This is a genomic window from Streptomyces sp. FIT100, from assembly GCF_024584805.1.
In the GTDB taxonomy this organism is placed as follows: domain Bacteria; phylum Actinomycetota; class Actinomycetes; order Streptomycetales; family Streptomycetaceae; genus Streptomyces.
The window spans coordinates 4,620,951-4,647,067 of the sequence record NZ_CP075715.1; the positions used below are offsets into that span (position 1 = coordinate 4,620,951).

Consider the following 26,117-nt stretch of genomic DNA (forward strand, 5'->3'; position numbering starts at 1 on the left):
AGCAGGCGTGTACGCGCTGTAGAGGTGCTGTGGCCGTCCGTGCCGGTCGCTTCCGGCCCGGTCGGCCTCTCCCTAGCCTGCGTGACGTACTTCTGACAAGGCGTCGGTGGAGGGGGCTCGGCCATGGGCAAGGGCACGCACGGGAGCGCGCAAGGGGGAAACAGCCGCAGGACGTTCCTCGCCGGGACGGCGGGGGCCGTGGGTGCCGGGGCCGTGGGGGCGGTCGGCGTCGCGCCGGCCGCCGCCCGGGCCGCCGCAGCCGCCCGACGTGTCGCCGTGCTCGGCGGCGGTGTCTCCGGACTCAGCGCCGCCCATGAACTCGCCGAACGCGGCTATGCCGTGACCGTCTACGAGTACTACGACGTCCTCGGCGGCAAGGCCCGCTCCATGGACGTCCCCGGCACCGGCACCGGTGGCCGCAAACCGCTCCCCGGCGAGCACGGCTTCCGCTTCTTCCCCGGCTTCTACCGGAACCTGCCGGACACGATGCGCCGCATCCCCTTCCCCGGCAACCCCGGCGGCGTACGGGGCAATCTGCGCAACGCCACCGAGGAGCTCTTCGCCCGCGAGGCGGGCCGGCCCGATCTGCATTTCCCGCTGCGGCGCGCGACGACCCCGCCGCGCCTCGGCGACCTGACCCCGACGTGGATCCGCGACGAGGTCACCGCCGCGCTCGACACGGGCACGAAGCTGCCCGCGCACGAGGTCGCCTACTTCGCCAACCGCCTCCTCGTCCATCTCACCAGCTGCGACGCCCGCCGAGAGAGCGAGTGGGAGGCCACGCCCTGGTGGGACTTCATCCGTGCGGGGGACTTCAGCGAGGAGTACCGGATCCTGCTGGGCATCGGCCAGACCCGCAATCTCGTCGCCACGCGCGCGCAGGAGGCGTCCACCCGCACCGTCGGCCGCGTGATCATGGAGGCGCTGATTCTGTGGGGGCTGCTCGGGCGCGGCCTCGACGGCCCCGACGCCGACATCGACCGCGTCCTGAACGCCCCGACCTCCGAGGCGTGGATCGATCCCTGGAGGGAGCATCTCACCTCCCTGGGCGTGGAGTTCGTCCACTCCAGCGAGGTACGGGAGGTGCTGTACGCCGACGGGCGCGTCACCGGCGTGCGCATCACCGATCCCGGCGGGTCCGACTCGCGCACCATCACCGCCGACCACTACGTCCAGGCGATGCCGGTCGAGCACGCCCGGCGCACCTGGGGCCCCGCCCTGCGCGCGGCGGACCCGCAACTGGCCCGCTGCGACAAGCTCCGTACGGACTGGATGACGGGCATCATGTTCTATACGCGGCGGAAAGTTCCGCTCGTCCACGGACATGTCAATTGCCTGGATTCCCCCTGGGCGGTGACCGCCATCGGGCAGGCACAGTTCTGGGACGGCCGCGACTTCGCCGCGGACTACGGCGACGGGAAGGTGCTCGACTGCGTCTCGGCGATCGTCTCGGAGTGGGACCGGCCGGGCATCCTCTACGGCAAGCCGGCCCGCGCGTGCACCCGCGAGGAGATCGTCGAGGAGTGCTGGGCGCAGCTGAAGGACGGGGTGAACGACACGGGGCGCACCCTGGTCGAGGATGCCGACCGGGTGGCGTGGTTCATGGACCCGGCGGTGAGCGGGCTCGGCGGTCCCGATCCGCAGAACCGCGAGCCGCTCTTCATCCATCCGACCGGGACCTGGCATCTGCGCCCCACCGCCCGCACCGCCGTCCCGAACTTCTTCCTCGCCGGTGACTACGTCCGTACGGACGTGGACCTGGCGACGATGGAGGGCGCCAACGAGTCCGCGCGGCGCGCCGTCAACGCCCTGCTCGACCAGGACGGTTCGGACGCGCGGCGCTGCACGGTGTGGGAGCTGTACCGCCCGCCGGAGCTGGAGCCCCTCAAGCGCGTCGACGAGGCGCGCTTCCGCCTCGGGCTGCCCAACACCTTCGATCTGGGCTGACGACCCCGGCCGGCGACCCGGCTGACGCCCCGGCCAACGCCCTGTCCGGCGGCCCGGACATGCGGAAGGCCGCCGCCCCCGGACGGGGAAGCGGCGGCCTTCATCGCGCAATGGTGCCTCAGAGCACGCGGACCGCGCCGTCGGCCGGGTAGCCGGACAGGTCCTGGATGACGACGCCCTTGCTGGGGTTGGCGGCGTCGAGGTACTGGCCGCCGCCGATGTAGACGCCGACGTGGTACGCGGAGCCGGCGCCGCCCCAGTACAGGATGTCGCCGACCTGGAGGTTGTCCAGGGAGACCTGGGTGCCCGCCACGGACTGGTCCTGCGAGACGCGGGGGAGGTCCACGCCGACCTGCTTGTACGCGGCCTGCACGAGGCTGGAGCAGTCCCAGGCGTTGGGACCGGTGGCGCCCATGACGTACGCGTCGCCGAGCTGCGCCTTGAGGAAGGAGATGACGGTGCCGACGGAGCCGGACGCCTGGGAGGAGCTGCTCTGGGAGGCGGCCGAGAGCGTGGTGCGCGCGGAGTCGCGCGAGGCACGGGCAGCGGCCTCGGCGCGGGCGGCCTCCTCGGCCTTCTTCTCGGCCTCGGCCTTGCGGACGGCCTCGTCCTTGGCCTTCTGAGCGGCCTTGGCGGCCTTCGCGGCGGCCGCGTTCTCCTGGGCCTGGAGCTGGGAGTCCAGGGCGGACTGCTGGGTCGCCTCGGCGGAGAGCGCGACGGCGCTCGCCAGCGCCGGGGACTCCAGCGTGAGTGCGGGCATCTCGATGGTCTCGGTCACCGGCTCGGCGTTCGCCGGCCCGGCGCTACCGGCCACCGCGATGGTGCTGAGGACGCCACCGGCAACTCCGGCCCGGAGCGCGAGCTTCGAGGCGCTGCGGGGGCGGGGCTTCCGGTGGCTTCGTATGTGAGCGGTGTGGGACATGAGTACAACCGCTATCAAGGAGTTCCGGTTCCCTTCAAGAAACGTGTGTTGCGCCACAGTTACGTTCGGAATCCCACAATCCGCTTTCCTGGGAACTTTATTGACGCCGTAACGGGCAAAACGGGCATCGGCGATCAGGGCTGTGATCATGGGCTTTCAGTAAAAGGTCCGAATTGCCCGTCGCTTACCACCCCTTCACACCGATGGCCAAGCCCCTGATTCCCGGGCGGGCGGGGGAGTGGTACAGGTCACAGAACGGTCACCGCCGGACGCGCTCTGGAATCGCCCATTCCGGGTAGCCGCAGTGTCGCCCCGGGGGGCGAGGGCCGATCGGACCCCGTCCGGCGCTCCCGGGGGCTGGGTGGTCGCCCCTCCCCGGGGCTCGTGAACGGATGCACACGTCCACTTCCGTCCTCGCCGCCCCTCGCTCGGGTGACCGGTGTCCTCTACCACCCGCTTCCACCCCTCGCGAATTTGCGTGCATATAGCACTCCTGATAATGGAGCCACCCTTCTGACCAGCGGTAACGCGCCACCGCGTCACATCTTGTAGTCGCTCGTACGCTTCGCGTGCAAGATCACCGCTCATCCGACTTCATGATCCTTCGTCAGGTGGTGGAGATCACAAAGGCGTTGTCGTACCCCGTGTCGCAGATCACAGACCGGCGGGCATAGGATGCGGAGCAGTCGGGCTTGTGAACTGCCTCACATGTGCGTGATCTTCGAGGCGGGGTGACGGATGCCCGGTGCGGTCCAACGGTCAAGGACGACTGGAAGGAGCGAGGAGCGTGAATGCGTACGCGCCCATCCTCGTGCTCGGCGCCCTGGCGGCAGCTTTTGCGATCTTCTCCGTGGTCATGGCCACGCTTATCGGTCCGAGGCGTTACAACCGGGCGAAGCTCGAGGCGTACGAGTGCGGCATCGAGCCGACGCCGCAGCCGGCCGGAGGCGGCCGCTTCCCCATCAAGTACTACCTGACGGCGATGCTCTTCATCATTTTCGATATCGAGATCGTCTTCCTCTATCCCTGGGCCGTCACCTTCGACGCCCTGGGGATCTTCGGGCTCGTGGAGATGCTGCTCTTCGTGCTCACCGTCTTCGTCGCGTACGCGTACGTATGGCGGCGCGGCGGCCTGGACTGGGACTGAGGGCCTACTGAGGGGCTGAGGAGCACACCAAATGGGACTCGAAGAGAAGCTGCCGAGCGGTTTCCTGCTGACCACCGTCGAACAGGCCGCGGGCTGGGTGCGCAAGGCGTCCGTCTTCCCCGCCACCTTCGGCCTGGCCTGCTGCGCCATCGAGATGATGACGACGGGCGCAGGCCGGTACGACCTGGCCCGCTTCGGCATGGAGGTCTTCCGCGGCTCGCCGCGGCAGGCGGACCTGATGATCGTCGCCGGTCGGGTGAGCCAGAAGATGGCGCCCGTCCTGCGGCAGGTCTACGACCAGATGCCCAACCCCAAGTGGGTGATCTCCATGGGGGTTTGCGCATCATCGGGCGGAATGTTCAACAATTACGCGATTGTGCAGGGCGTTGATCACATTGTTCCCGTTGACATCTATTTGCCCGGCTGCCCCCCGCGGCCGGAGATGCTGATGGACGCGATCCTCAAGCTCCATCAGAAGATCCAGTCCTCCAAGCTCGGCGTGAACGCCGAGGAGGCGGCCCGCGAGGCGGAGGAGGCGGCCCTCAAGGCGCTCCCGACGATCGAGATGAAGGGGCTGCTGCGATGACGGACGCACCCGGCGCACGCGACGACCGGCCGAACCCCGAGAAGGAGCTCAGCGCGCAGAACCTGCCGGGCCAGCGCGGAGAGCACGGCGAGGAGATCCGCGTCCAGCGCGGCATGTTCGGCGCCGACAAGGGCGGCGACACCTCCGGCTACGGCGGACTCGTCCGCTCCGTACGGCTGCCCGGCGCGGCCACCCGCCCCTACGGCGGCTGGTTCGACGAGGTCGCCGACGAGCTCGAGGGCGCCCTGGAGGAGCAGGACCTCGTCCCGGAGCACGCGATCGAGAAGACCGTCGTCGACCGCGACGAACTCACCTTCCACATCGCCCGCGAGCACCTCGTGCGCGTCGCGAGGACGCTGCGCGACGACCCCGCGCTCCGCTTCGAGCTCTGCACGGGCGTCAGCGGCGTCCACTACCCGGGCGACAAGGGCCGCGAGCTGCACGCCGTCTACCACCTGCGCTCGATCACCCACGGCCGGCTGATCCGCCTCGAAGTGAGCGCCCCGGACACGGACCCGCACGTCCCGTCACTCGTCGAGGTCTATCCGACCAACGACTGGCACGAGCGCGAGACCTACGACTTCTTCGGGCTGATCTTCGACGGCCACCCCGCCCTCACCCGGATCATGATGCCGGATGACTGGCAGGGCTTCCCGCAGCGCAAGGACTACCCCCTCGGCGGCATCCCCGTCGAGTACAAGGGCGCCCAGATCCCGGCTCCGGACCAGCGGAGGTCGTACTCGTGACAACCCCATCTGCATCGGCGCGTGAGACGACCGAGGGGACCGTCTACACGGTCACCGGCGGGGACTGGGACGAGGTCGCCCAGAGCGCGGCCAAGGCCGACGACGAGCGCATCGTCGTCAACATGGGTCCCCAGCACCCGTCCACCCATGGAGTGCTCCGCCTGATCCTGGAGATCGACGGCGAGACCGTCACCGAGGCCCGCTGCGGCATCGGCTATCTCCACACCGGCATCGAGAAGAACCTCGAGTACCGGACCTGGACGCAGGGCACGACCTTCGTGACGCGCATGGACTACCTGACGCCGTTCTTCAACGAGACGGCGTACTGCCTCGCGGTCGAGAAGCTGCTCGGCATCGAGGACCAGATCCCGGACCGGGCCACGGTCATCCGGGTCCTCCTCATGGAGCTGAACCGGCTCTCGTCCCACCTGGTGTGCATCGCCACCGGCGGCATGGAACTCGGCGCCACCACGGTCATGATCTACGGATTCCGTGATCGTGAACTCATTCTCGACATCTACGAGCTCATCACCGGCCTGCGGATGAACCACGCGTACATCCGCCCCGGCGGACTCGCCCAGGACCTGCCCCCGGGCGCCGTGGACCAGATCCGCGAGTTCGTGAAGAAGATGCAGAAGAACCTGCCCGAGTACGACAAGCTCGCCACAGGGAACCCGATCTTCAAGGCCCGTATGCAGGACATCGGCCATCTCGACCTGGCCGGCTGCATGGCGCTCGGCGCCACCGGACCGATCCTGCGCGCGACCGGCCTCCCGCACGACCTGCGCAAGTCCGATCCCTACTGCGGATACGAGACGTACGACTTCGACGTGCCGACCGCGGACACCTGCGACGCCTACGGCCGCTTCCTCATCCGGCTGGAGGAGATGCGCCAGTCGCTGCGGATCGTCGAGCAGTGCCTGGACCGGCTCGCCCCCGGCCCGGTGATGGTCGGCGACAAGAAGATCGCCTGGCCCGCACAGCTCGCGCTCGGCCCGGACGGCCTCGGCAACTCCCTCGACCACATCAAGAAGATCATGGGCACCTCCATGGAGGCCCTGATCCACCACTTCAAGCTGGTGACCGAGGGCTTCCGGGTCCCGGCCGGACAGGCGTACGCGGCCGTCGAGTCGCCCAAGGGCGAGCTCGGCGTCCATGTCGTCTCCGACGGCGGCACCCGCCCCTACCGGGTCCACTTCCGCGACCCGTCCTTCACCAACCTGCAGACCATGGCGGCGATGTGCGAGGGCGGCATGGTCGCCGACGTCATCGTCGCCGTCGCGTCCATCGACCCCGTGATGGGAGGCGTCGACCGGTGACAGACGTATCGCTCGGGATGCCCCAGCTCCCCGCCCCGGACTATCCCGCCGAGGTGCGCGAGCGGCTGGCCGCCGACGCCGAGGAGATCATCGGCCGCTACCCGGACAGCCGGTCCGCGCTGCTCCCCCTGCTGCACCTGGTGCAGTCCGAGGAGGGCCATGTCACCCGCACCGGCATGCGGTTCTGTGCGGAGATGCTGGACCTGACGACGGCGGAGGTCACGGCCGTCGCCACCTTCTACACGATGTACCGGCGCAAGCCCTCCGGGGACTACCAGGTCGGGGTGTGCACCAACACGCTCTGCGCGGTGATGGGCGGCGACGCCATCCTCAACGAGCTCAAGGAGCACCTGGGCGTCGGCAACAACGAGACCACCGCGGACGGCAAGGTCACTCTTGAGCACATCGAGTGCAACGCGGCCTGCGACTTCGCCCCCGTCGTGATGGTCAACTGGGAGTTCTTCGACAACCAGACCCCCGAGTCGGCCCGGCAGCTCGTCGACGACCTGCGGGCCGGCAGGCCCGTCGAACCCACCCGCGGCGCGCCGCTGTGCACCTTCAAGGAGACCGCGCGCATCCTGGCGGGCTTCCCCGACGAGCGCCCCGGTGCCGTCGGGGCGAGCGGCGGAGCGGGCCCGGCCTCCCTGACCGGCCTCCGGCTGGCCAGGGGCGAGGCTCCCCACGCGCGCATGGTCCACCAGCGCGGCGCCGCCCCGCAGGGCGAGCCGCCGGCCGAGCACCTCAGCTCGCACGACGCACCGCAGCAGACGTCCGCGTCCGACCCTGCCCACCCGTCGCCCCCCACCAGCCACGACCGAGGCACTTCGTCCCGCCCGTCCGACTCCGCGGGCCCGGTTTCCGAGGAGGGGGAGTGATGACCGTGTCCACCGAGTACGGCCCGGAGGCCGGCGACGGGACGAGCCCCGAGAAGCTGCTCGTGCCCGTGCTGTCCGCCTTCTGGGACGAGCCCGAGTCCTGGACCCTGGACACCTACCGTCGCCACGAGGGCTACGAAGGACTGCGCAAGGCCCTCGCGATGGCGCCGGACGACCTCATCGCGTACGTCAAGGACTCCGGGCTGCGCGGCCGCGGCGGCGCCGGCTTCCCCACCGGAATGAAGTGGCAGTTCATCCCGCAGGGCGACGGCAAGCCCCACTACCTCGTGGTCAACGCCGACGAGTCGGAGCCCGGGACCTGCAAGGACATCCCGCTCCTCTTCGCCAACCCGCACTCCCTCATCGAGGGGATCGTGATCGCCTGCTACGCGATCCGGTCGAACCACGCCTTCATCTACCTGCGCGGCGAGGTCGTCCCCGTGCTGCGCAGGCTGCACGAGGCCGTGCGCGAGGCGTACGACGCGGGCTACCTCGGCACCGACATCCTGGGGAGCGGGCTCGACCTCGAACTCACCGTGCACGCGGGCGCGGGCGCGTACATCTGCGGTGAGGAGACCGCGCTCCTCGACTCCCTGGAAGGCCGGCGCGGCCAGCCCCGGCTGCGTCCCCCCTTCCCCGCGGTCGCCGGTCTGTACGCGTGCCCCACCGTGGTGAACAACGTCGAGTCCATCGCCTCCGTTCCCGCGATCCTCAACAGGGGCAAGGACTGGTTCCGTTCGATGGGCAGCGAGAAGTCCCCGGGCTTCACGCTCTACTCGCTCAGCGGCCATGTCGCCGCACCGGGCCAGTACGAGGCCCCGCTCGGCATCACCCTGCGCCAGCTGCTCGACATGAGCGGCGGCATGCGCCCCGGCCACCGGCTCAAGTTCTGGACCCCGGGCGGCTCCTCGACTCCGATGTTCACCGACGAGCACCTTGACGTCCCGCTGGACTACGAGGCCGTGGGCGCCGCCGGGTCGATGCTCGGCACCAAGGCGCTCCAGTGCTTCGACGAGACGACGTGTGTCGTACGGGCCGTCACCCGCTGGACCGAGTTCTACGCCCACGAGTCCTGCGGCAAGTGCACTCCGTGCCGCGAAGGCACCTACTGGCTCGTGCAGTTGCTGCGCGACATCGAGGCCGGCAAGGGCGCCATGGAGGACCTCGACAAGCTGAACGACATCGCCGACAACATCAACGGCAAGTCGTTCTGCGCGCTCGGTGACGGTGCCGCCTCGCCGATCTTCTCCTCGCTCAAGTACTTCCGCGACGAGTACGAGCAGCACATCACGGGCCGCGGCTGCCCCTTCGACCCGGCCAGGTCGACCGCCTGGGCGGACAAGAACCACGAGGTGCCGGCATGACCGCTATGCACCACGCACCCGTTCCGGCGCTTCCCGTGCCCACCGAGCTTCCTGTGCTTTCCGTCCGCGGCCGCGCCGCGGGCCGCCTCGGGGGCGGCCCGTCCCGGCGATCCGCCGAGTCCCTTCTGGAGGCTGTCCGCATGACTGTGGCGCACGCGCCGAACCCCGGCCGCGGCTCTGCCGCAGGCCGTTCCGCAGCCCGGACGGAGGTGCGGCCATGACCGTGACCACCTCGACCCCCGCCGGCGGCGGCACCGCGGTCCCGCCCGAGGACCTGGTCACCCTCACCATCGACGGCGTCGAGATCTCCGTGCCCAAGGGCACGCTGGTCATCCGCGCCGCCGAGCTGCTCGGCATCGAGATCCCCCGGTTCTGCGACCACCCCCTCCTCGACCCGGCCGGCGCCTGCCGGCAGTGCATCGTCGAGGTCGAGGGCCAGCGCAAGCCGATGGCCTCCTGCACCATCACCTGCACCGACGGCATGGTCGTCAAGTCGCAGCTCACCTCGCCCGTCGCCGAGAAGGCGCAGCAGGGCGTGATGGAGCTGCTGCTCATCAACCACCCCCTCGACTGCCCGGTCTGCGACAAGGGCGGTGAGTGCCCGCTCCAGAACCAGGCCGTCTCGCACGGCCAGGCCGACACCCGTTTCGAGGGCCGGAAGCGCACGTACGAGAAGCCGGTCAACATCTCCACCCAGGTGCTGCTCGACCGTGAGCGCTGCGTGCTGTGCGCGCGCTGCACCCGCTTCTCCAACCAGGTCGCCGGGGACCCGATGATCGAGCTGCTGGAGCGCGGAGCCCTCCAGCAGGTCGGCACCGGCGAAGGCGACCCGTTCCAGTCCTACTTCTCCGGCAACACCATCCAGATCTGCCCGGTCGGCGCGCTGACCTCGGCGGCCTACCGGTTCCGCGCCCGCCCCTTCGACCTCGTCTCCTCGCCGTCCGTCTGCGAGCACTGCGCGGGCGGCTGCGCCACCCGCACCGACCACCGGCGCGGCAAGGTCATGCGGCGGCTCGCCGCCGACGACCCCGAGGTCAACGAGGAGTGGATCTGCGACAAGGGGCGGTTCGCCTTCCGCTACGCCCAGCAGCGCGACCGGCTCACCACCCCGCTCGTCCGCGACAAGGAGAGCGGTGAGCTCCAGCCGGCCAGCTGGCCGGAGGCCCTGGAGGCGGCGGCCGCGGGGCTCGCGGCGGCGCGCGGCCGGACCGCGGTGCTGACCGGCGGGCGGCTCACGGTCGAGGACGCTTACGCGTACGCCAAGTTCGCACGGGTCGCCCTCGACACCAACGACGTCGACTTCAGGGCCCGGGTCCACTCCTCCGAGGAGGCGGACTTCCTGGCCTCGGCCGTCGCCGGGCGCGGCCGGGACCTCGACCGCGAGGGGGCCACCTACACCTCGTTGGAGAAGGCTCCGGTGGTGCTGCTCGCCGGCTTCGAGGCCGAGGAGGAGGCCCCCGGCGTCTTCCTGCGGCTGCGCAAGGCCGCGCGCAAGCACGGCCAGCGCACCTTCGCGATCGCCACACACGCCACCCGCGGACTGACGAAGGCCGCGGGCGTGCTGCTGCCCGCCGCCCCCGGCACCGAGACCGAGTGGCTCGACGCGCTCGCCTCCGGCACCGGGCTCGACGGTGACGGCGCGGCTGCCGGCGAGGCGCTGCGCGCCGAAGGGGCCGTGATCGTCGTCGGCGAGCGGCTGGCCGCGGTGCCGGGTGCGCTCACCGCGGTGGTGCGGACCGCCGCGGCGACCGGTGCCCGGCTGGTATGGATCCCGCGCCGGGCCGGCGAACGCGGTGCCGTGGAGGCGGGAGCGATCCCGTCGCTGCTGCCCGGCGGCCGCCCCGCGACCGACCCGCGGGCCCGCGAGGAGACCGCGGCGGTCTGGGGCGTACGCGAACTCCCGCACCGCTACGGCCGTGACACCGGCCAGATCGTCGAGGCCGCGGCCACCGGCGAACTGGGCGCGCTGCTCGTCGCGGGCGTCGAGGTAGCCGACCTGCCCGACCCCGCACGGGCGCGCGAGGCACTCGACGCGGTGGGCTTCCTGGTCTCGCTGGAGCTGCGGCCGAGCGAGGTGACCGAGCGGGCCGACGTGGTCTTCCCCGTCGCCGCGGTCGCCGAGAAGCCGGGCACCTTCCTCAACTGGGAAGGCAGGGCGCGGATGTTCGAGGCCGCGCTGAAGCCGGACCAGATGACCCGCCCGCTGCCGCCCACCGACGCGCGGGTGCTCCACATGCTCGCCGACGCGCTCGACGTGCACCTCGGGTTGCCGGACCTGCGGTCCGTACGGCGCGAGCTGGACCGGCTCGGCGCCTGGGGCGGCCCGCGGGCGAACGAGCCCGCCGAGTCGACCCGGCCGCTGCCCCGCCCCGGCGCGGGCGAGGCGGTCCTCGCGGGCCACCGGATGCTGCTCGACCAGGGCCTGCTCCAGCAGGGCGACGAGGCGCTGGCCGGAACGCGGCATGCCGCGGTCGCCCGGCTCTCCGCCGCCACCGCGGCCGAGACCGGCGTCAAGGACGGCGACCTCCTCGCCGTCACCGGACCCGCGGGATCGGTCGAACTGCCGCTCAAGGTGACCGAGATGCCCGACCGGGTGGTCTGGCTCCCGCTCAACTCGACGGGCGGCGGCGTGCCGAGCGACACGGGCACCCGCCCCGGCGAGCTGGTCCGCATCGGCCCGGCGACCGCCGGGGCCGCCGTGTCCGAGGCACCGGAGGTGGAGTCGTGACCGCGTACTCCCGCAGGCGTCCTGCGCCGCGTGCCGAGGCCGCTCCGGCCCGTCGCACGGTGGCTCCCCGTGGCTACGTCCTCCGGCCGGCCGGAGGCCCGGCCGTCCCCGCACCGGAGGTGCGCGCATGATCGCGCTTGCTCAGCTCGCGGCCCAGCCGCAGAGCGTCCTCGCCGCCGAGGACCTCTCGATGTTCGGGCGGGACCCGTGGTGGCTCGTCGTCATCAAGGCAGTCTTCTGCTTCGCCTTCCTGATGGTGACCGTGCTCTTCTCCATCGTGTGGGAGCGCAAGGTCGTCGCCTGGATGCAGCTGCGCATCGGCCCCAACCGGCACGGCCCCTGGGGCCTCCTCCAGTCCCTCGCGGACGGCGTCAAGCTGATGCTCAAGGAGGACCTGATCGTCAAGCGCGCGGACAAGGTGGTCTACGTCCTCGCGCCGATCATCGCCGCCATCCCGGCCTTCATGGCGATCGCCGTGATCCCCTTCGGCCCGGCAGGCAACGAGATCTCGATCTTCGGCCAGCGGACCACGATGCAGCTCACCGACCTGCCGATCGCGATGCTCTACATCCTCGCGGTCGCCTCCGTCGGCATCTACGGCATCGTGCTGGCGGGCTGGTCGTCCGGCTCCACGTACCCGCTGCTCGGCGGGCTCCGCTCCTGCGCGCAGATGATCTCGTACGAGATCGCGATGGGCGCGGCCTTCGCCTCCGTCTTCCTCTACTCCGGGTCGATGTCGACCTCGGCGATCGTCGAGGCGCAGGCGGACCGCTGGTACGTGCTGCTGCTGCCGGTCTCGTTCCTGATCTACATCGTCACGATGATCGGCGAGACCAACCGGGCCCCGTTCGACATGCCGGAGTCCGAGGGCGACCTCGTCGGCGGCTTCAACACCGAGTACTCGTCCATCAAGTTCGCGCTGTTCATGCTCGCCGAGTACGTCAACATGGTCACCGTCTCGGCGGTCTCGGTCACCCTCTTCCTGGGCGGCTGGCGGGCCCCGTACCCGATCAGCACCTTCTGGGAGGGCGCGAACCACGGCTGGTGGCCGATGCTCTGGTTCGTCATCAAGGTGCAGCTGCTGCTGTTCTTCTTCATCTGGCTGCGCGGCACACTGCCGCGCGTCCGCTACGACCAGCTGATGAAGCTCGGCTGGAAGGTCCTCATCCCGGTCTCGGTCGTCTGGCTGATGCTCGTCGCGACCGTAAGGGCGCTGCGCAACGAGGGACAGGACTTCTCGCAGATCGTGCTCTACGTCGGCGGGGCGGTCCTCGCGGTCCTGCTGCTCTCCTTCGTGGTCGACCTCGTCCGCGGCAAGCCGGAAGAGGGCACGGAAGCAGGGAAGGCGGCGCCGCCCGCCGCGTTCGACCCGATGGCGGGCGGATACCCGGTGCCCCCGCTGCCCGGGCAGGAGCTGCCGCCGGTGCCGCGCAGGCGGCCGAGGCGCGACCGCGAACTGATTGTCAGTGGTGGCATGAATACTGACAGTGACGGTCCTCGTGACGGACGTGACGGAAAGGAGGCTGACGGTGTCTGAGCGATCCAAGGACTCCGAGAGCGGGTTCCAGAACCCGGTCGCCGGCTTCGGCGTGACCTTCAAGGCCATGTTCAAGAAGCGGCTGACGGAGCAGTATCCGGAGCAGCAGAAGACGACGGCGCCGCGCTTCCACGGCCGGCACCAGCTCAACCGGCACCCGGACGGGCTGGAGAAGTGCGTCGGCTGCGAGTTGTGCGCCTGGGCCTGTCCCGCGGACGCCATCTATGTGGAGGGCGCGGACAACACCGACGAGGAGCGCTACTCGCCGGGCGAGCGGTACGGGCGGGTGTACCAGATCAACTACGCCCGCTGCATTCTGTGCGGTCTGTGCATCGAGGCGTGCCCGACCCGGGCGCTCACGATGACCAACGAGTTCGAGCTGGCCGACAGCTCCCGGGAGAACCTGATCTACACCAAGGAGCAGCTCCTCGCCGGGCTGGAGCCCGGCATGGTCGACTCCCCGCACGCGATCTACCCCGGCACGGACGAGCAGGACTACTACCGGGGGCTGGTCACCGAGGCCGCGCCCGGCACGGAGCGCCAGGTCGCCACCTCCAAGGGCGAGAAGCCGGCGGACGGGCCCGTGGACGAGGAGGTCGACGCATGAGCGCCACGCTCGCCGCGGCCACCTCCACGGGGGAGGCCGTCCAGTTCTGGGTGCTGGGCACGGTCGCCGTCCTCGGCGCGCTCGGCACCGTCCTGATGAGGAAGGCCGTGCACAGCGCGCTGTGCCTCGCCGGGACCATGATCGTCCTCGCGGTCTTCTACCTCGCCAACGGGGCGTACTTCCTGGGCATCGTCCAGATCGTCGTCTACACCGGCGCGATCATGATGCTGTTCCTCTTCGTCGTCATGCTCGTCGGCGTCACGGCCGCGGACTCCCTCAAGGAGACCATCAAGGGCCAGCGCTGGTGGGCCGCGCTCTGCGGACTCGGCTTCGGCGTCCTGCTCGCCGCCGGCATCGGGAACGCCTCGCTGAGCCCCGGCTCCTTCATCGGCCTCGGCCAGGCCAACGCGGGTGGCAATGTCGAAGGGCTCGCCGCCCTCATCTTCACCAAGTACGTCTTCGCCTTCGAGATCACCGGCGCGCTGCTGATCTCGGCGGCCGTCGGCGCGATGGTGCTCACCCACCGGGAGCGCACCGAGCGCGCCAGCACCCAGCGGGAGCTGGCCGAGCAGCGGGTCCGCGAGGGCAAGCACCTGCCGCCGCTGCCCGCCCCGGGTGTCTACGCCCGGCACAACGCGGTGGACGTCGCCGGTCTGCTCCCGGACGGCACCACGTCGCAGCTTTCCGTCAGCAAGACGCTGCGCGACCGCGGGCAGCTCCGCGATGTCTCCACCGAGGCGCTGAACGACCTCAAGGCGCTGGAGCAGCGCTCGGAGGAGCGCCTCGGACGGGCCAAGGACGCACTCGACCGGGACGGACAGGAGGCCAAGCGGTGAATCCCGTCAACTACCTCTATCTTGCCGCCCTGTTGTTCACCATCGGCGCGGCGGGCGTGCTGATCAGGCGGAACGCGATCGTGGTGTTCATGTGCATCGAGCTCATGCTCAACGCCTGCAACCTCGCGTTCGTCGCCTTCTCCCGGATGCACGGCAATCTCGACGGCCAGATCATCGCCTTCTTCACGATGGTCGTCGCCGCCGCGGAGGTCGTGGTCGGGCTCGCCATCATCGTGTTGCTGTTCCGTTCCCGCCACTCGGCCTCGGTCGACGACGCCAGCCTGATGAAGCTGTGAGGGGCTGAAACGTGGAGAACCTGATTGCGCTGCTGGTCGCGGCGCCCCTGCTCGGAGCGGTGCTGCTGCTGTGCGGAGGGCGCCGGCTCGACCGCACGGGCCACTGGATCGGCACACTGCTCGCCGCCGCCTCCTTCGCCATCGGCGTCGTGCTCTTCGCCGACATGCTCGGCAGGCCCGGCGACGACCGGACGCTGACCCAGCACCTGTACAGCTGGATCCCGGTCGAGGGCTTCCAGGCGGACGTCGCCTTCCAGCTCGACCAGCTGTCGATGACCTTCGTCCTGCTGATCACCGGCGTCGGCTCGCTCATCCACCTGTACTCGGTCGGGTACATGGAGCACGACGAGCGCCGCCGCCGCTTCTTCGGCTACCTCAACCTGTTCCTCGCGGCGATGCTCCTGCTGGTCCTCGCCGACAACTACCTGCTGCTGTACGTCGGCTGGGAGGGCGTCGGCCTCGCCTCGTACCTGCTCATCGGCTTCTGGCAGCACAAGCCCAGCGCGGCGACCGCCGCGAAGAAGGCGTTCCTGGTCAACCGGGTCGGGGACATGGGCCTGTCGATCGCCATCATGGTGATGTTCACGACCTTCGGGACCTTCGCCTTCGGGCCGGTGCTGGAGTCCACGGCCGGGACGTCCGAGGGCACGCTGACCGCCATCGCGCTGATGCTGCTGCTCGCCGCCTGCGGCAAGTCCGCCCAGGTGCCGCTGCAGTCCTGGCTCGGGGACGCGATGGAGGGCCCGACCCCGGTCTCGGCCCTGATCCACGCGGCGACGATGGTGACCGCCGGTGTCTATCTGATCGTCCGCTCCGGCGCGATCTTCAACGCGGCGCCGGACGCGCAGCTCGTCGTCACCATCGTCGGCGCGGTCACGCTCCTCTTCGGTGCGATCGTCGGTTGCGCGAAGGACGACATCAAGAAGGCGCTGGCCGGTTCGACGATGTCCCAGATCGGCTACATGATCCTGGCCGCCGGCCTCGGCCCGATCGGCTATGTCTTCGCGATCATGCACCTGGTGACGCACGGCTTCTTCAAGGCCGGGCTCTTCCTCGGCGCCGGCTCGGTCATGCACGGCATGAACGACGAGGTGGACATGCGGAAGTACGGCGGCCTGCGGACGTACATGCCGGTCACCTTCGTCACCTTCGGCCTCGGCTATCTCGCGATCATCGGCTTCCCGGGCCTGTCCGGCTTCTTCTCCAAGGACAAGATCATCGAGGCGGCCTTCGCCAAGGGCGGCACGGAGGGCTGGATCCTCGGCGGAGCGGCCCTGCTGGGCGCGGCGATCACGGCGTACTACATGACCCGCGTGATGCTCATGACCTTCTTCGGCGAGAAGCGCTGGCAGCCCGACGAGAAGGGCGACCTGCCGCATCCGCACGAGTCGCCGCGGACGATGACCATCCCGATGATCGTGCTCGCCTTCGGGTCGGTCTTCGCGGGCGGACTCTTCTCGTTCCACGAGGCGTTCGTGAAGTGGCTGGAGCCGGTGACCAGTTTCGAGCACGGCCACCCGCCGATCAGCGCCGCCACGGTCACGATCTCCACGGTCGCGGTGATGGTCATCGGCGTCGCACTCGCCTACGCCCAGTACGGACGCCGCCCGGTGCCCGTCACCGCTCCGCGCGGCTCGCTGCTCACCCGGGCCGCCCGCCGCGATCTCCTCCAGGACGACTTCAACCACATCGTCCTGGTGCGCGGCGGCGAGCACCTCACCCGCTCGCTCGTCTACGTCGACCACAGTCTGGTCGACGGCGTCGTCAACGGCACGGCGGCGTCGTTCGGCGGCCTCTCGGGCCGGCTCCGCAAACTGCAGAACGGCTACGCCCGCTCCTATGCGGTCTCGATGTTCGGAGGTACGGCGGTGCTGATCGCCGCGACCCTGCTGATGAGGGCGGTGTGACCGACATGTCCTTCCCGCTCCTTACGGTGACGGCGGCACTCCCGGCGATCGGTGCGATCGCCACCGCCGCCGTCCCGGCCGGCCGGAGGGCCGCCGCGAAGTGGCTGGCGCTGCTCGTCTCGCTCGGCACGCTGGTGCTGGCGGCGCTGATCGCCGTCCGGTTCGACCCCGGCGGCGACCGCTACCAGCTCACCGAATCCCACCCCTGGATCAAGGACTTCGGGGTCCGGTACGAGCTGGGTGTGGACGGCATCGGGGTGGCGCTGATCGCGCTGACTGCGGTGCTGATCCCGCTGATCATTCTGGCGGGCTGGCATGATGCCGACCCACTTGAGACCGATTCGTTGAGGTGGCGGCCGACGCAGGGCTTCTTCGCCCTGATCCTGTCCGTCGAGGCGATGGTGATCCTCTCCTTCGAGGCCACCGACGTCTTCCTCTTCTACATCCTCTTCGAAGCCATGCTCATCCCGATGTACTTCCTCATCGGCGGCTTCGGGGACCGCGCCGCACCTTCTCGACATGCCGCTGCCGCGGCGGGGGGCAGCGACGAGAACGCGGCGGCGCAGCGCTCGTACGCCGCCGTGAAGTTCCTGCTCTACAACCTGGTCGGCGGACTGATCATGCTGGCCGCGGTCATCGGGCTCTACGTCGTCGCGGGGAACTTCTCGCTGACGGAGATCGCCGAGGCCCGCGCCAACGGCACGCTCGACATGTCGACCGACACCGAGCGCCTGCTCTTCCTCGGCTTCTTCTTCGCCTTCGCGGTGAAGGCCCCGCTGTGGCCGCTGCACACCTGGCTGCCCAACGCGATGGGGGAGGCGACCGCCCCGGTCGCCGTGCTGATCACGGCCGTGGTCGACAAGGTGGGCACCTTCGCGATGCTCCGCTTCTGCCTCGGGCTGTTCCCGGGGGCGTCGGAGTGGGCGACGCCGGTGATCCTCGTCCTGGCGCTCATCAGCATCATCTACGGAGCGCTGCTCGCGGTGGGCCAGCGGGACATCAAGCGTCTGGTCGCCTACGCCTCGATCTCGCACTTCGGCTTCATCATCATGGGCATCTTCGCGATGACGAGCCAAGGCCAGTCCGGGGCCACGCTCTACATGGTCAACCACGGGATCTCGACGGCCGCGCTGATGCTCGTGGCCGGCTTCCTGATCTCGCGGCGCGGCTCCCGGCTCATCGCCGACTACGGCGGGGTGCAGAAGGTCGCCCCGGTCCTCGCCGGCACCTTCCTCATCGGGGGACTCGCGACTCTGTCGCTGCCGGGCCTCGCGCCCTTCGTCAGTGAATTCCTGGTCCTGGTGGGCACGTTCAGCCGCTATCCGGTGATCGGCATCATCGCGACCCTCGGCATCGTGCTCGCCGCGCTCTACACCCTGGTCCTGTACCAGCGGACGATGACCGGCCCGGTGAAGGAGGAGGTGCGGAGCCTTCCGGATCTGCGCCTGCGTGAACTGGTGGTGGTCACCCCGCTGATCGCGCTGCTGATCTTCCTCGGTGTCTATCCCAAGCCGCTGACGGAGATCGTCAACCCGGCCGTGCAGCACACCATGTCCGACGTACAGATGAAGGACCCCAAGCCCGAGGTGGAGGCGGCCAAGTGAGCACGACAGCTGTCCACAGCCTGTGGACAACGGCGGCGGCCCAGCCGTTGGACAAGATCCCCGCCCCGCACATCGAGTACGCCCAGCTCGCCCCCACGCTGATCGTGGTCGGCGCGGCGGTCCTGGGAGTGCTGGTCGAGGCGTTCGTCCCGCGCAAGGGCCGTTACTACACCCAGGTGTTCCTCACCGTCGTCGCGCTGACCGCCGCGTTCGCCGCGGTGGTGGGCCTCGCCGCCGGGGGATACGGCACCACCAAGGCGCACATCGCGGCGATGGGCGCCATCGCGGTCGACGGGCCCGCTCTGTTCCTCCAGGGCACGATCCTGCTGGCCTCGCTGGTCGCCGTCTTCACCTTCGCCGAGCGCAGGCTCGACCCGGAGGCACACGGGAAGCGCGTCGACTCCTTCGCCGCGCAGGCCGCGTCGGTGCCGGGCAGCGACAGCGAAAAGGCAGCGGTCAGGGCCGGGTTCACCACCACCGAGGTGTTCCCGCTGGCCCTGTTCGCCATCTCCGGCATGCTGGTCTTCCCGGCCGCCAACGACCTGCTGACGCTGTTCATCGCCCTTGAGGTCTTCTCGCTGCCGCTCTACCTCCTGTGCGCCCTGGCCCGCCGCAAGCGGCTCATGTCGCAGGAGGCCGCGGTGAAGTACTTCCTCCTCGGCGCCTTCTCCTCCGCGTTCCTGCTGTTCGGCATCGCGCTCCTCTACGGCTACGCGGGCTCGGTGGCGTACGCGCGGATCGCCGACGTCGTCGACGGCACCGTCCAGACCATCGACCCGGCGCTCGCCGCCACGATGGGCAACGACGCCCTGCTGCTCATCGGCGGCGCGATGATCCTGATGGGTCTGCTCTTCAAGGTCGGCGCGGTGCCGTTCCACATGTGGACCCCGGACGTCTACCAGGGCGCGCCGACCCCCGTCACCGGCTTCATGGCGGCGGCCACCAAGGTCGCGGCGTTCGGTGCGCTGCTCCGGCTGCTGTACGTGGTGCTGCCGGGCCTGCGCTGGGACTGGCGGCCGGTCATGTGGGCCATCGCGATCGTCACCATGCTGGGCGGCGCCATCGTCGCGATCACCCAGACCGACATCAAGCGCCTGCTCGCGTACTCGTCGATCGCGCACGCCGGGTTCATCCTCGCCGGTGTCATCGCGGTGACACCGGACGGTGTCTCGTCCGTGCTCTTCTACCTCCTCGCCTACTCCTTCGTGACGATCGGCGCCTTCGCCGTCGTCACGCTGGTCCGGGACGCGGGCGGAGAGGCCACGCACCTGTCCAAGTGGGCGGGGCTCGGGCGGCGTTCGCCACTGGTGGCCGCCGTCTTCGCGGTGTTCCTGCTGGCCTTCGCCGGAATCCCGCTGACCTCGGGCTTCTCCGGGAAGTTCGCGGTCTTCAAGGCGGCGGCCGAGGGCGGCGCCGGGGTGCTGGTCGTGGTGGGTGTGATCTCCTCCGCGATCGCCGCGTTCTTCTACATCCGGGTCATCGTGCTGATGTTCTTCAGCGAGCCCAAGCCCGAGGGCCCGACGGTCGCCGTGCCGTCGCCGCTGACGATGACGACGATCGCGGTAGGTGTGGCGGTCACGCTGGTGCTGGGTGTCGCGCCGCAGTACTTCCTGGATCTTGCGGGTCAGGCGAGCGTGTTCGTGCGGTAGCCGCGCGTGTGCTCGCGGGCGTGATCATGGCGAAGGCCCGGCATCCCCCCAGGGGGATGCCGGGCCTTCGCCATGAGCCGCCTTTGTGTGCGGAGGGCCGGGCCGCCGGAAAAGGACTACGCTCGGTCACGGGGAGCGCTGGAGGTCAAAGGAGAAGCGTCATGATCGACCAGTACCAGTACCCCGAGTACACCACCCCCTCGCAGGCCGAGGGCGAGGACGCCGAATCGACCGAGGAGCAGCACCCCGACGTCTCCAGGACGACCCCGTCCCAGGCCGAGGGCGAGCGGACGGCCGCGGACGAGGAGAGCTGACCGGAGACGGGCCGGCCGGGCCCCGGCCCGACGGGGTCGGCTCGACCGGGCCGGCTCGACCGGCCCCCGGCCCCGACCCCGGCTCAGGAACCGGTGGCGCGCACCGAGCCGGTGCTGGAGCCGCTGGTGTCGCCCAGGAAGCAGGTGACCTCACGGTCGCCGAGGGTCCAGCCGGCGGACTCCGGGTGGTAGTAGTACACCTCCAGCGTCTCCGGGAGCTTCGCGGCCTTGCCCACGTAGCCGGTGAGCGCCGTGCCGGCGCACTTCTCGTCGGCGATCGATGCGACCTTCTCCGTACCCGGGTACGGCCCGTCCTCCAGGTTGAAGACGGCGTACGCCTCGCCCTCGTGGGGCTGGTCGCAGGGCACGATGCGCACCGAGAAGGCGGCCTGGGCGCCGTCCTCGTCGCCGTACTCGGCCAGGTCGTCCGACGTGGTGAAGCAGTCGCCCTTGCGGATGTCCTGCACGTTGCTGGAGCCCGGGGTGGTGACCTGGCCGCTGGTGTCCCGCTTCGGCTCGTCGAGCGCCCCGGTGAGCCCGAAGACCGCCACGAGCACGTAGAACCCGAGTGTCACACCGTGGATGGCGATGGCCGCGATGGCGAAGCCCCTGCCCTTCTCGCCGCGCTTGCGGATCTGGGAGAGGGCGATGATGCCGAGGATCAGCGGGACGAACGGCAGTGCGCAGACGATCGACATGACGAACGCCACGGTGGCCAGCGTGTTGCTCTTCTGCTGCGGCCCGCCGTACCAACCCTGCTGGCCGGCGTACGGCGCGGGCTGCCCCGGCTGTCCGTACGGTCCCGGCTGGCCCGGCTGGCCCGGCTGTGGGCCGGCCGCGGGCGGCTGTCCGTAAGGGCCGGGCTGCCCCGGTTGCCCCGGCTGTCCGTACGGTCCCGGCTGACCTGGCTGCCCCGGCCGGCCCGGCTGCGGGTACGGCTCCGGGGACGATGGTGGCTGCGGCGGTATGGACATGCGCGTGGCGCTCCTTGCAAGAGAGGGACACCGCAACCTATAGCCAGGCAGTGACACCGTGGACGCCGGGTGGGGCGGGGGAAGGCCGCGGTTCTCCCGCCGGGGGAGACCCGCGACCGAGGTCCGCCGTCCTCCAGGACGTACCGCTCCCGGCCGCCTGCCGAACCGGCGGCCCCAGGGGTGTCAGACGCCGGGGACGATACGGCCGGTGACCTCGCCGAGGCCGACCCGTACGCCGTCCGGGCCCGGGGCCCACGCGGTCATGGTGACTTCGTCGCCGTCCTCCAGGAACGTCCGCTTCCCGTACGGCAGCTCCAGCGGGTCCCGGCCGTTCCAGGTCAGTTCGAGCAGTGAACCGCGCTGGTGGACCTCGGGGCCGCTGACCGTGCCGGAGCCGTAGAGGTCGCCGGTGCGCAGCGAGGCGCCGTTGACGGTCATGTGCGCGAGCTGCTGGGCAGCTGTCCAGTACATCGTGGCGAACGGCGGTTCGCTGACGATCTGTCCGTTGATCGCGACCGAGATGCGCAGGTCGAAGCCGCAGGGCTCCTCGTCGCCGGAGTCGTCCAGATAGGGCAGTACGTCCACGTCCCGGGAGGGCGGGGCGACGCGCGCCGCGTCGAGCGCCTCCAGCGGGGTGACCCAGGCGGAGACCGAGGTGGCGAAGGACTTGCCGAGGAACGGGCCGAGGGGCACGTACTCCCACGCCTGGATGTCGCGCGCGGACCAGTCGTTGAGCAGGTGCAGCCCGAAGACGTGGTCGCGGAAGGCGTTGAGCGGGACCGGCCGGCCCAGCTCGGTCGGGGTGCCGACGACGAAGCCGACCTCCGCCTCGATGTCGAGCTTGACGGACGGGCCGAAGAGCGGCGCCGGGTCGGCGGGGGTCTTGCGCTGGCCGGCGGGTCGGATGACGTCGGTGCCGGAGACGACGACCGTGCCGGAGCGGCCGTGGTAACCGATCGGCAGATGCTTCCAGTTGGGGGTGAGCGGCTCGCCGTCGGGCCGGAAGATGTGGCCGACGTTGGTGGCGTGGTGCTCGCTCGAGTAGAAGTCGACGTAGTCGGCGACGTCGTAGGGAAGGTGGAGGGTGACCGCGTCGAGCGGGTGCAGCAGCGGCTCGATGTCCTGCCGGTGGGCGGGCACCGTCACCCAGGCGGTGAGCGCGCGCCGTACGTCGCGCCAGGCCGTGCGGCCCGCCGCCAGCAGCGGTCCCAGACTCCGCTGAGCGAGCAGCGAGGCGTACGGGGACCCGAGGGTGTGCGCGGCCGCTCCGGCGTCCAGCACATGGTCGCCGATCCTGACGCCGAGCCGCCGCAGGCCGGGCTCGTCCGCGGTGGTGAAGACGCCGTACGGGAGGTTGTGCGGGCCGAAGGGATCGCCCTCGGCGAGATCGAGCGGGCTCTGCTCGGGCATCGGTGCTTGCCTCGCTTTCCACGTGTGTGGGGGACACGTTACGTGGGCGATGCACCGGCCGTCAGCGTCCATTTGGCCGCTTCGGCCACCCGGCGTCCACCGGGCGCCGTCAGCCGGACGTGTGCGGAATCCGCTTCTCCCAGGTGCGGTGGAACACCACCTCCTGTCCGTGCCGGCACACCAGCTCGTCGGAGGTGAGGAAGCCGTCCCCGTCGCAGCTGGTCTCGGAGCGGGCCTCGATATGGATGTCCCAGGCCAGGTCAGGGCGGTGGAGGCGGATCGTCCGGTCGGACCGGGCACGGGCGGAGAGCGGATCGCGCTCCTGGATCGTGTACGTGTCCAGGGCCTCCTCCGTGTATTCGAGGCCGTCGGGGTGGACATGGGTGCCACCGTCCGCCGGGTCGGTCTCCAGCCGCCATTCGCCCTTGGCGACATCGCGGACCACCAGCCGCCCGGGGCGGGGCTCGTCGAGGGTCACGGGCGTGACGACGCCGAGCGGTTCGGACTGCTCGGGTTCCCCGAAGCCGATCGCCCCGGCCGTGTCTCCCGGTGCGCGGACGGGGAGTTCGAGGGACGAGCCCTCCGGTTCGAGCGTGAAGCCCGCCGTGCCGGGCGAGGGCCAGATCCACGGCCAGTACGCGGAGGAGACCGCGAGCCGGATGCGGTGGCCGGGCGGGAAGGCGTGGCCGATGGCGCTGAGCTCGAAGCAGACGTCCTCGGTGGCGCCGGGCGGCCAGGCGTCGCGGCGGTCAGGGCCGTGCCGGGCGGAGAGGTCGAGGACGCCCCTGGTGACCAGGGTGGACGAGCCGTCGGGGCCGACGTCGCACAGCCGGGCGACGGCCTGGCCGCCCGGTGCGTCCCTATGGATCCGGAGCCTCACCCGGGGGCGCCCGAGGATCTCCGTCCGTTCGGTGACGGCGAAGTCGAAGCTCGCGGATCGGGCGTCCTCTTCGCGCTGGTCGGGCGGGAGGTCGGCGTCGCCGCCTGCCGGGACGAAGCGGCCCGCGTCGACCCCCGTGTGCTGCGGGGAGTCGACGACGACCGGCGGGCCCCGGAAGACGTGGACCCGCGGGGTGGTGCGCGGCGAAGGCCAGACGTCGTCGCCGACCCAGCGCCCGGGCAGGGTGGCGTACGTCGTCGCGGGCGGGTGCGACTCGCCGATCCACGCGCGGAGCAGCGGCTCGCCCATCACGCCGCCCGCGGGTGAGGCGCTGCCGGCCGCGGTGGCGCCCTTGAGGTGGTGGTCCCACCAGCGCAGCGTCTCCTGGAGGAAGCCGATCGCGGGGCCCGGCGGCAGCCCCCGGTCGGGGTACTGGTGGCACCAGGGACCGATCAGCCCCCGTACGCGCGCCGGGTCGAGGTGTTGGACCAGCCGCAGCACCGTGTCGCGGTACGGGTCGTGCCAGCCGCCCACCGCGAGCACCGCCGCCCGGATCGCGCCGTACTCCTCGCGGATGCTGCCGTGCTCCCAGTACGCGTCGCGCGTCGGGTGCTCCAGCCAGGTGTGGAGGGCGGGCTCGACGGCCTGGAGCCGGTTCAGCCACAGCTCCCGCCAGGTGTCGCCCGCGTACAGCGGGTCGGGCGGCCGGGCGGCGCCGGCGAGCAGGGCCGCCGACCGGGCGTGTGCCCCTCCGCCCGGCCGGTCGTAGCGGTCGTCGGTGGAGCAGACGGTGACGACGGCCTTCAGCGGCTCGGGGGCGAGGGCCGCGACGGCGAGGGCGGTGGTGCCGCCCCGGCCGACGCCGAACATGCCCACGCCGCCGTCGCACCACGGCTGTTCGGCGAGCCATGCGACGACGGCGGCGCCGTCGGCGAGCTCGGCCGGCGGGTACGCGTCCCCGGGCACGCCCTCGCTGTTGCCGTGGCCGCGCATGTCCACCCGTACGGAGGCGTAGCCGTGGCCCGCGTACCAGGGATGGCGCTGCCGGTCCCGCGCGGCGGTCGCGTCCGTGAGTCGGTGGGGGAGGTACTCCAGGAGTGCCGGTACCGGCTCGTCGTCCAGCGGCCGCCAGATCCGGGCGTACAGCCGGATACCGTCCGACAGCGGGATCCGGACGTCGTCCTGGCGCGTCTCGTACGGGTAGTCGGTGCGGATTCTCATGGCGGACCTCGGGGTTGTCTTCGGGCGGGGGCCGCTCGGCGTTGGTGCGGGGTTCGGTCGCCGTTCCGGACAAAGGTCGCATACCCCTTCGTATAAGCCGATCAAGAACATACCGGGGGCGGCGGGAAGGCGCCGCCGGTGATCGAAAGGGGACCGGATACGCTGACTTGAGTGGGGACAGCGACACATCGACAATCCGTGTGATCGTCAGCAGACAGGAGTACCTCTCGTGACCGTCGTCGGGCCGTTCGGGCTGAGCGTGCGGGACCAGGCTCTTGAGGCCGATGTCCAGACCGGACTGGCGGCCGTCGAGGCGGGACTGCTCGATGCCACCAAGAGCGAGGTGCCCTTCATCACGGAGGCCGCGCAACATCTCGTCCGCGCCGGCGGCAAGCGCTTCCGGCCGCTGCTGGTGATGCTGGCCGCGCAGTTCGGCGATCCGTACGCGCCGGGTGTCGTGCCCTCGGCCGTCGTCGTCGAGCTGACCCACCTCGCGACGCTGTACCACGACGACGTCATGGACGAGGCCGAGGTGCGCCGGGGCGTGGCCAGCGCCAACACCCGCTGGGGCAACTCGGTGGCCGTCCTCACCGGCGACTTCCTCTTCGCCCGCGCCTCCCACATCCTCGCCGACCTCGGCCCGGAGGCCGTACGCATCCAGGCCGAGGCGTTCGAGAGGCTGGTCACGGGCCAGATCCTGGAGACCGCGGGCCCGCGCGACGGCCGCGACCCCGTCGACCACTACCTCGACGTCATCGGAGGCAAGACCGGCTCGCTGATCGCCGTCTCCGGGCGCTTCGGCGCGATGATGTCCGGCGCCGACGAGAGCGTCACGGACATCCTCACCCAGTACGGCGAGCGGCTCGGCGTCGCCTTCCAGCTCGCCGACGACGTCCTCGACATCGCCTCCGACTCGCACGAGTCCGGCAAGACCCCGGGGACCGACCTGCGCGAGGGCATCCCCACGCTGCCGGTCCTGCGGCTGCGTGAGCAGGCCGCCCGGCACGGGCGGGCCGAGGACCTGGCGCTGGTCGAGCTTCTCGAAGGCGACCTGACGGACGACGCCCGGCACGCCGAGGCACTGGCCGGGCTGCGGGCGCACCCCGCCCTGGAGCAGGCGCGGCGCGACACCGTGCGGTACGCGGAGGAGGCGCGGGCGATGCTCGGGCCGCTGCCCGGCTGCTCCGCCAAGGCCGCGCTGGAGGAGCTGTGCGACGCGGTGGTGCACCGCGCGGGCTGAGCCGCCCC

21 protein-coding genes are annotated in these 26,117 nt (G+C 70.7%); 17 read left to right on the forward strand and 4 right to left on the reverse strand.

The window, feature by feature from the left end; genetic code table 11:
* Positions 1-123: 123 nt before the first annotated feature.
* The gene (locus tag KK483_RS20895; protein WP_262006731.1) at positions 124-1,947 is read left to right on the forward strand and encodes an FAD-dependent oxidoreductase; all 1,824 of its coding nucleotides are present in this window, start codon (positions 124-126) and stop codon (positions 1,945-1,947) included.
* 118 nt (positions 1,948-2,065) lie between these two features.
* Here KK483_RS20895 and KK483_RS20900 read toward each other — a convergent pair whose 3' ends face one another.
* A complete protein-coding gene (locus tag KK483_RS20900) occupies positions 2,066-2,869 on the reverse strand; it encodes a C40 family peptidase (protein WP_262006732.1) in 804 nt (267 codons plus the stop codon).
* A 787-nt stretch (positions 2,870-3,656) separates the two neighbouring features.
* Here KK483_RS20900 and KK483_RS20905 point away from each other — a divergent pair.
* The 15 genes from KK483_RS20905 to KK483_RS20975 all read left to right on the forward strand — a co-directional run bounded on the left by KK483_RS20905 (position 3,657) and on the right by KK483_RS20975 (position 20,384).
* The gene (locus KK483_RS20905) at positions 3,657-4,016 is read left to right on the forward strand and encodes an NADH-quinone oxidoreductase subunit A (protein WP_262006733.1); all 360 of its coding nucleotides are present in this window, start codon (positions 3,657-3,659) and stop codon (positions 4,014-4,016) included.
* A gap of 31 nt (positions 4,017-4,047) precedes the next feature.
* Positions 4,048-4,602, forward strand: a complete 555-nt coding sequence (locus KK483_RS20910) for an NADH-quinone oxidoreductase subunit B family protein (RefSeq protein WP_007383964.1) — start codon at positions 4,048-4,050, stop codon at positions 4,600-4,602.
* Positions 4,599-5,348, forward strand: a complete 750-nt coding sequence (locus tag KK483_RS20915; RefSeq protein WP_262006734.1) for an NADH-quinone oxidoreductase subunit C — start codon at positions 4,599-4,601, stop codon at positions 5,346-5,348. Before KK483_RS20910 ends, KK483_RS20915 begins: the two co-directional genes overlap by 4 nt.
* Positions 5,345-6,667, forward strand: a complete 1,323-nt coding sequence (locus KK483_RS20920; RefSeq protein WP_262006735.1) for an NADH-quinone oxidoreductase subunit D — start codon at positions 5,345-5,347, stop codon at positions 6,665-6,667. The genes KK483_RS20915 and KK483_RS20920 overlap by 4 nt, the downstream gene beginning before the upstream one ends.
* A 17-nt stretch (positions 6,668-6,684) precedes the next feature.
* The gene (gene nuoE / locus KK483_RS20925; protein WP_262009624.1) at positions 6,685-7,542 is read left to right on the forward strand and encodes an NADH-quinone oxidoreductase subunit NuoE; all 858 of its coding nucleotides are present in this window, start codon (positions 6,685-6,687) and stop codon (positions 7,540-7,542) included.
* Entirely contained in the window at positions 7,542-8,906 is a 1,365-nt protein-coding gene (nuoF, locus tag KK483_RS20930) for an NADH-quinone oxidoreductase subunit NuoF (protein ID WP_262006736.1), read from the forward strand. Before nuoE ends, nuoF begins: the two co-directional genes overlap by 1 nt.
* Before the next feature lie 217 nt (positions 8,907-9,123).
* Positions 9,124-11,634, forward strand: a complete 2,511-nt coding sequence (locus tag KK483_RS20935) for an NADH-quinone oxidoreductase subunit G (RefSeq protein WP_262006737.1) — start codon at positions 9,124-9,126, stop codon at positions 11,632-11,634.
* Between the two features lie 127 nt (positions 11,635-11,761).
* The gene (gene nuoH, locus KK483_RS20940; RefSeq protein ID WP_262006738.1) at positions 11,762-13,171 is read left to right on the forward strand and encodes an NADH-quinone oxidoreductase subunit NuoH; all 1,410 of its coding nucleotides are present in this window, start codon (positions 11,762-11,764) and stop codon (positions 13,169-13,171) included.
* Complete coding sequence (gene nuoI / locus KK483_RS20945) at positions 13,164-13,778, forward strand: NADH-quinone oxidoreductase subunit NuoI (RefSeq protein WP_262006739.1); 615 nt, start codon at positions 13,164-13,166, stop codon at positions 13,776-13,778. The genes nuoH and nuoI overlap by 8 nt, the downstream gene beginning before the upstream one ends.
* Positions 13,775-14,614, forward strand: coding sequence for an NADH-quinone oxidoreductase subunit J (locus KK483_RS20950; protein ID WP_262006740.1), 840 nt, complete (start codon positions 13,775-13,777; stop codon positions 14,612-14,614). Before nuoI ends, KK483_RS20950 begins: the two co-directional genes overlap by 4 nt.
* Positions 14,611-14,910, forward strand: coding sequence for an NADH-quinone oxidoreductase subunit NuoK (nuoK, locus tag KK483_RS20955; RefSeq protein ID WP_262006741.1), 300 nt, complete (start codon positions 14,611-14,613; stop codon positions 14,908-14,910). Before KK483_RS20950 ends, nuoK begins: the two co-directional genes overlap by 4 nt.
* Positions 14,911-14,921: 11 nt before the next feature.
* The gene (gene nuoL / locus KK483_RS20960) at positions 14,922-16,817 is read left to right on the forward strand and encodes an NADH-quinone oxidoreductase subunit L (protein ID WP_262006742.1); all 1,896 of its coding nucleotides are present in this window, start codon (positions 14,922-14,924) and stop codon (positions 16,815-16,817) included.
* 5 nt (positions 16,818-16,822) lie between these two features.
* Positions 16,823-18,421 carry an NADH-quinone oxidoreductase subunit M gene (locus KK483_RS20965; RefSeq protein ID WP_262009625.1) on the forward strand — a complete coding sequence of 533 codons (1,599 nt, stop codon included), beginning with the start codon at positions 16,823-16,825 and terminating at the stop codon, positions 18,419-18,421.
* Positions 18,418-20,070: an NADH-quinone oxidoreductase subunit NuoN gene (gene nuoN / locus KK483_RS20970; protein WP_262006743.1), complete on the forward strand. Its 1,653-nt coding sequence runs from the start codon at positions 18,418-18,420 to the stop codon at positions 20,068-20,070. Before KK483_RS20965 ends, nuoN begins: the two co-directional genes overlap by 4 nt.
* 161 nt (positions 20,071-20,231) lie before the next feature.
* Positions 20,232-20,384, forward strand: a complete 153-nt coding sequence (locus KK483_RS20975; RefSeq protein ID WP_262006744.1) for a hypothetical protein — start codon at positions 20,232-20,234, stop codon at positions 20,382-20,384.
* 83 nt (positions 20,385-20,467) lie between these two features.
* Here KK483_RS20975 and KK483_RS20980 read toward each other — a convergent pair whose 3' ends face one another.
* From KK483_RS20980 to KK483_RS20990, 3 genes are all read right to left on the reverse strand, one after another.
* Complete coding sequence (locus tag KK483_RS20980; protein WP_262006745.1) at positions 20,468-21,358, reverse strand: DUF4190 domain-containing protein; 891 nt, start codon at positions 21,356-21,358, stop codon at positions 20,468-20,470.
* A 183-nt stretch (positions 21,359-21,541) separates the two neighbouring features.
* Positions 21,542-22,768: a fumarylacetoacetase gene (fahA, locus tag KK483_RS20985; RefSeq protein WP_262006746.1), complete on the reverse strand. Its 1,227-nt coding sequence runs from the start codon at positions 22,766-22,768 to the stop codon at positions 21,542-21,544.
* Between the two features lie 109 nt (positions 22,769-22,877).
* Entirely contained in the window at positions 22,878-24,869 is a 1,992-nt protein-coding gene (locus KK483_RS20990; protein ID WP_262006747.1) for a CocE/NonD family hydrolase, read from the reverse strand.
* A gap of 229 nt (positions 24,870-25,098) precedes the next feature.
* Between KK483_RS20990 and KK483_RS20995 the strand changes: the two genes are divergently transcribed.
* Positions 25,099-26,109 (forward strand): polyprenyl synthetase family protein, encoded by a 1,011-nt coding sequence (locus KK483_RS20995; RefSeq protein WP_262006748.1) that lies wholly within the window; start codon positions 25,099-25,101, stop codon positions 26,107-26,109.
* Positions 26,110-26,117 lie beyond the last annotated feature (8 nt).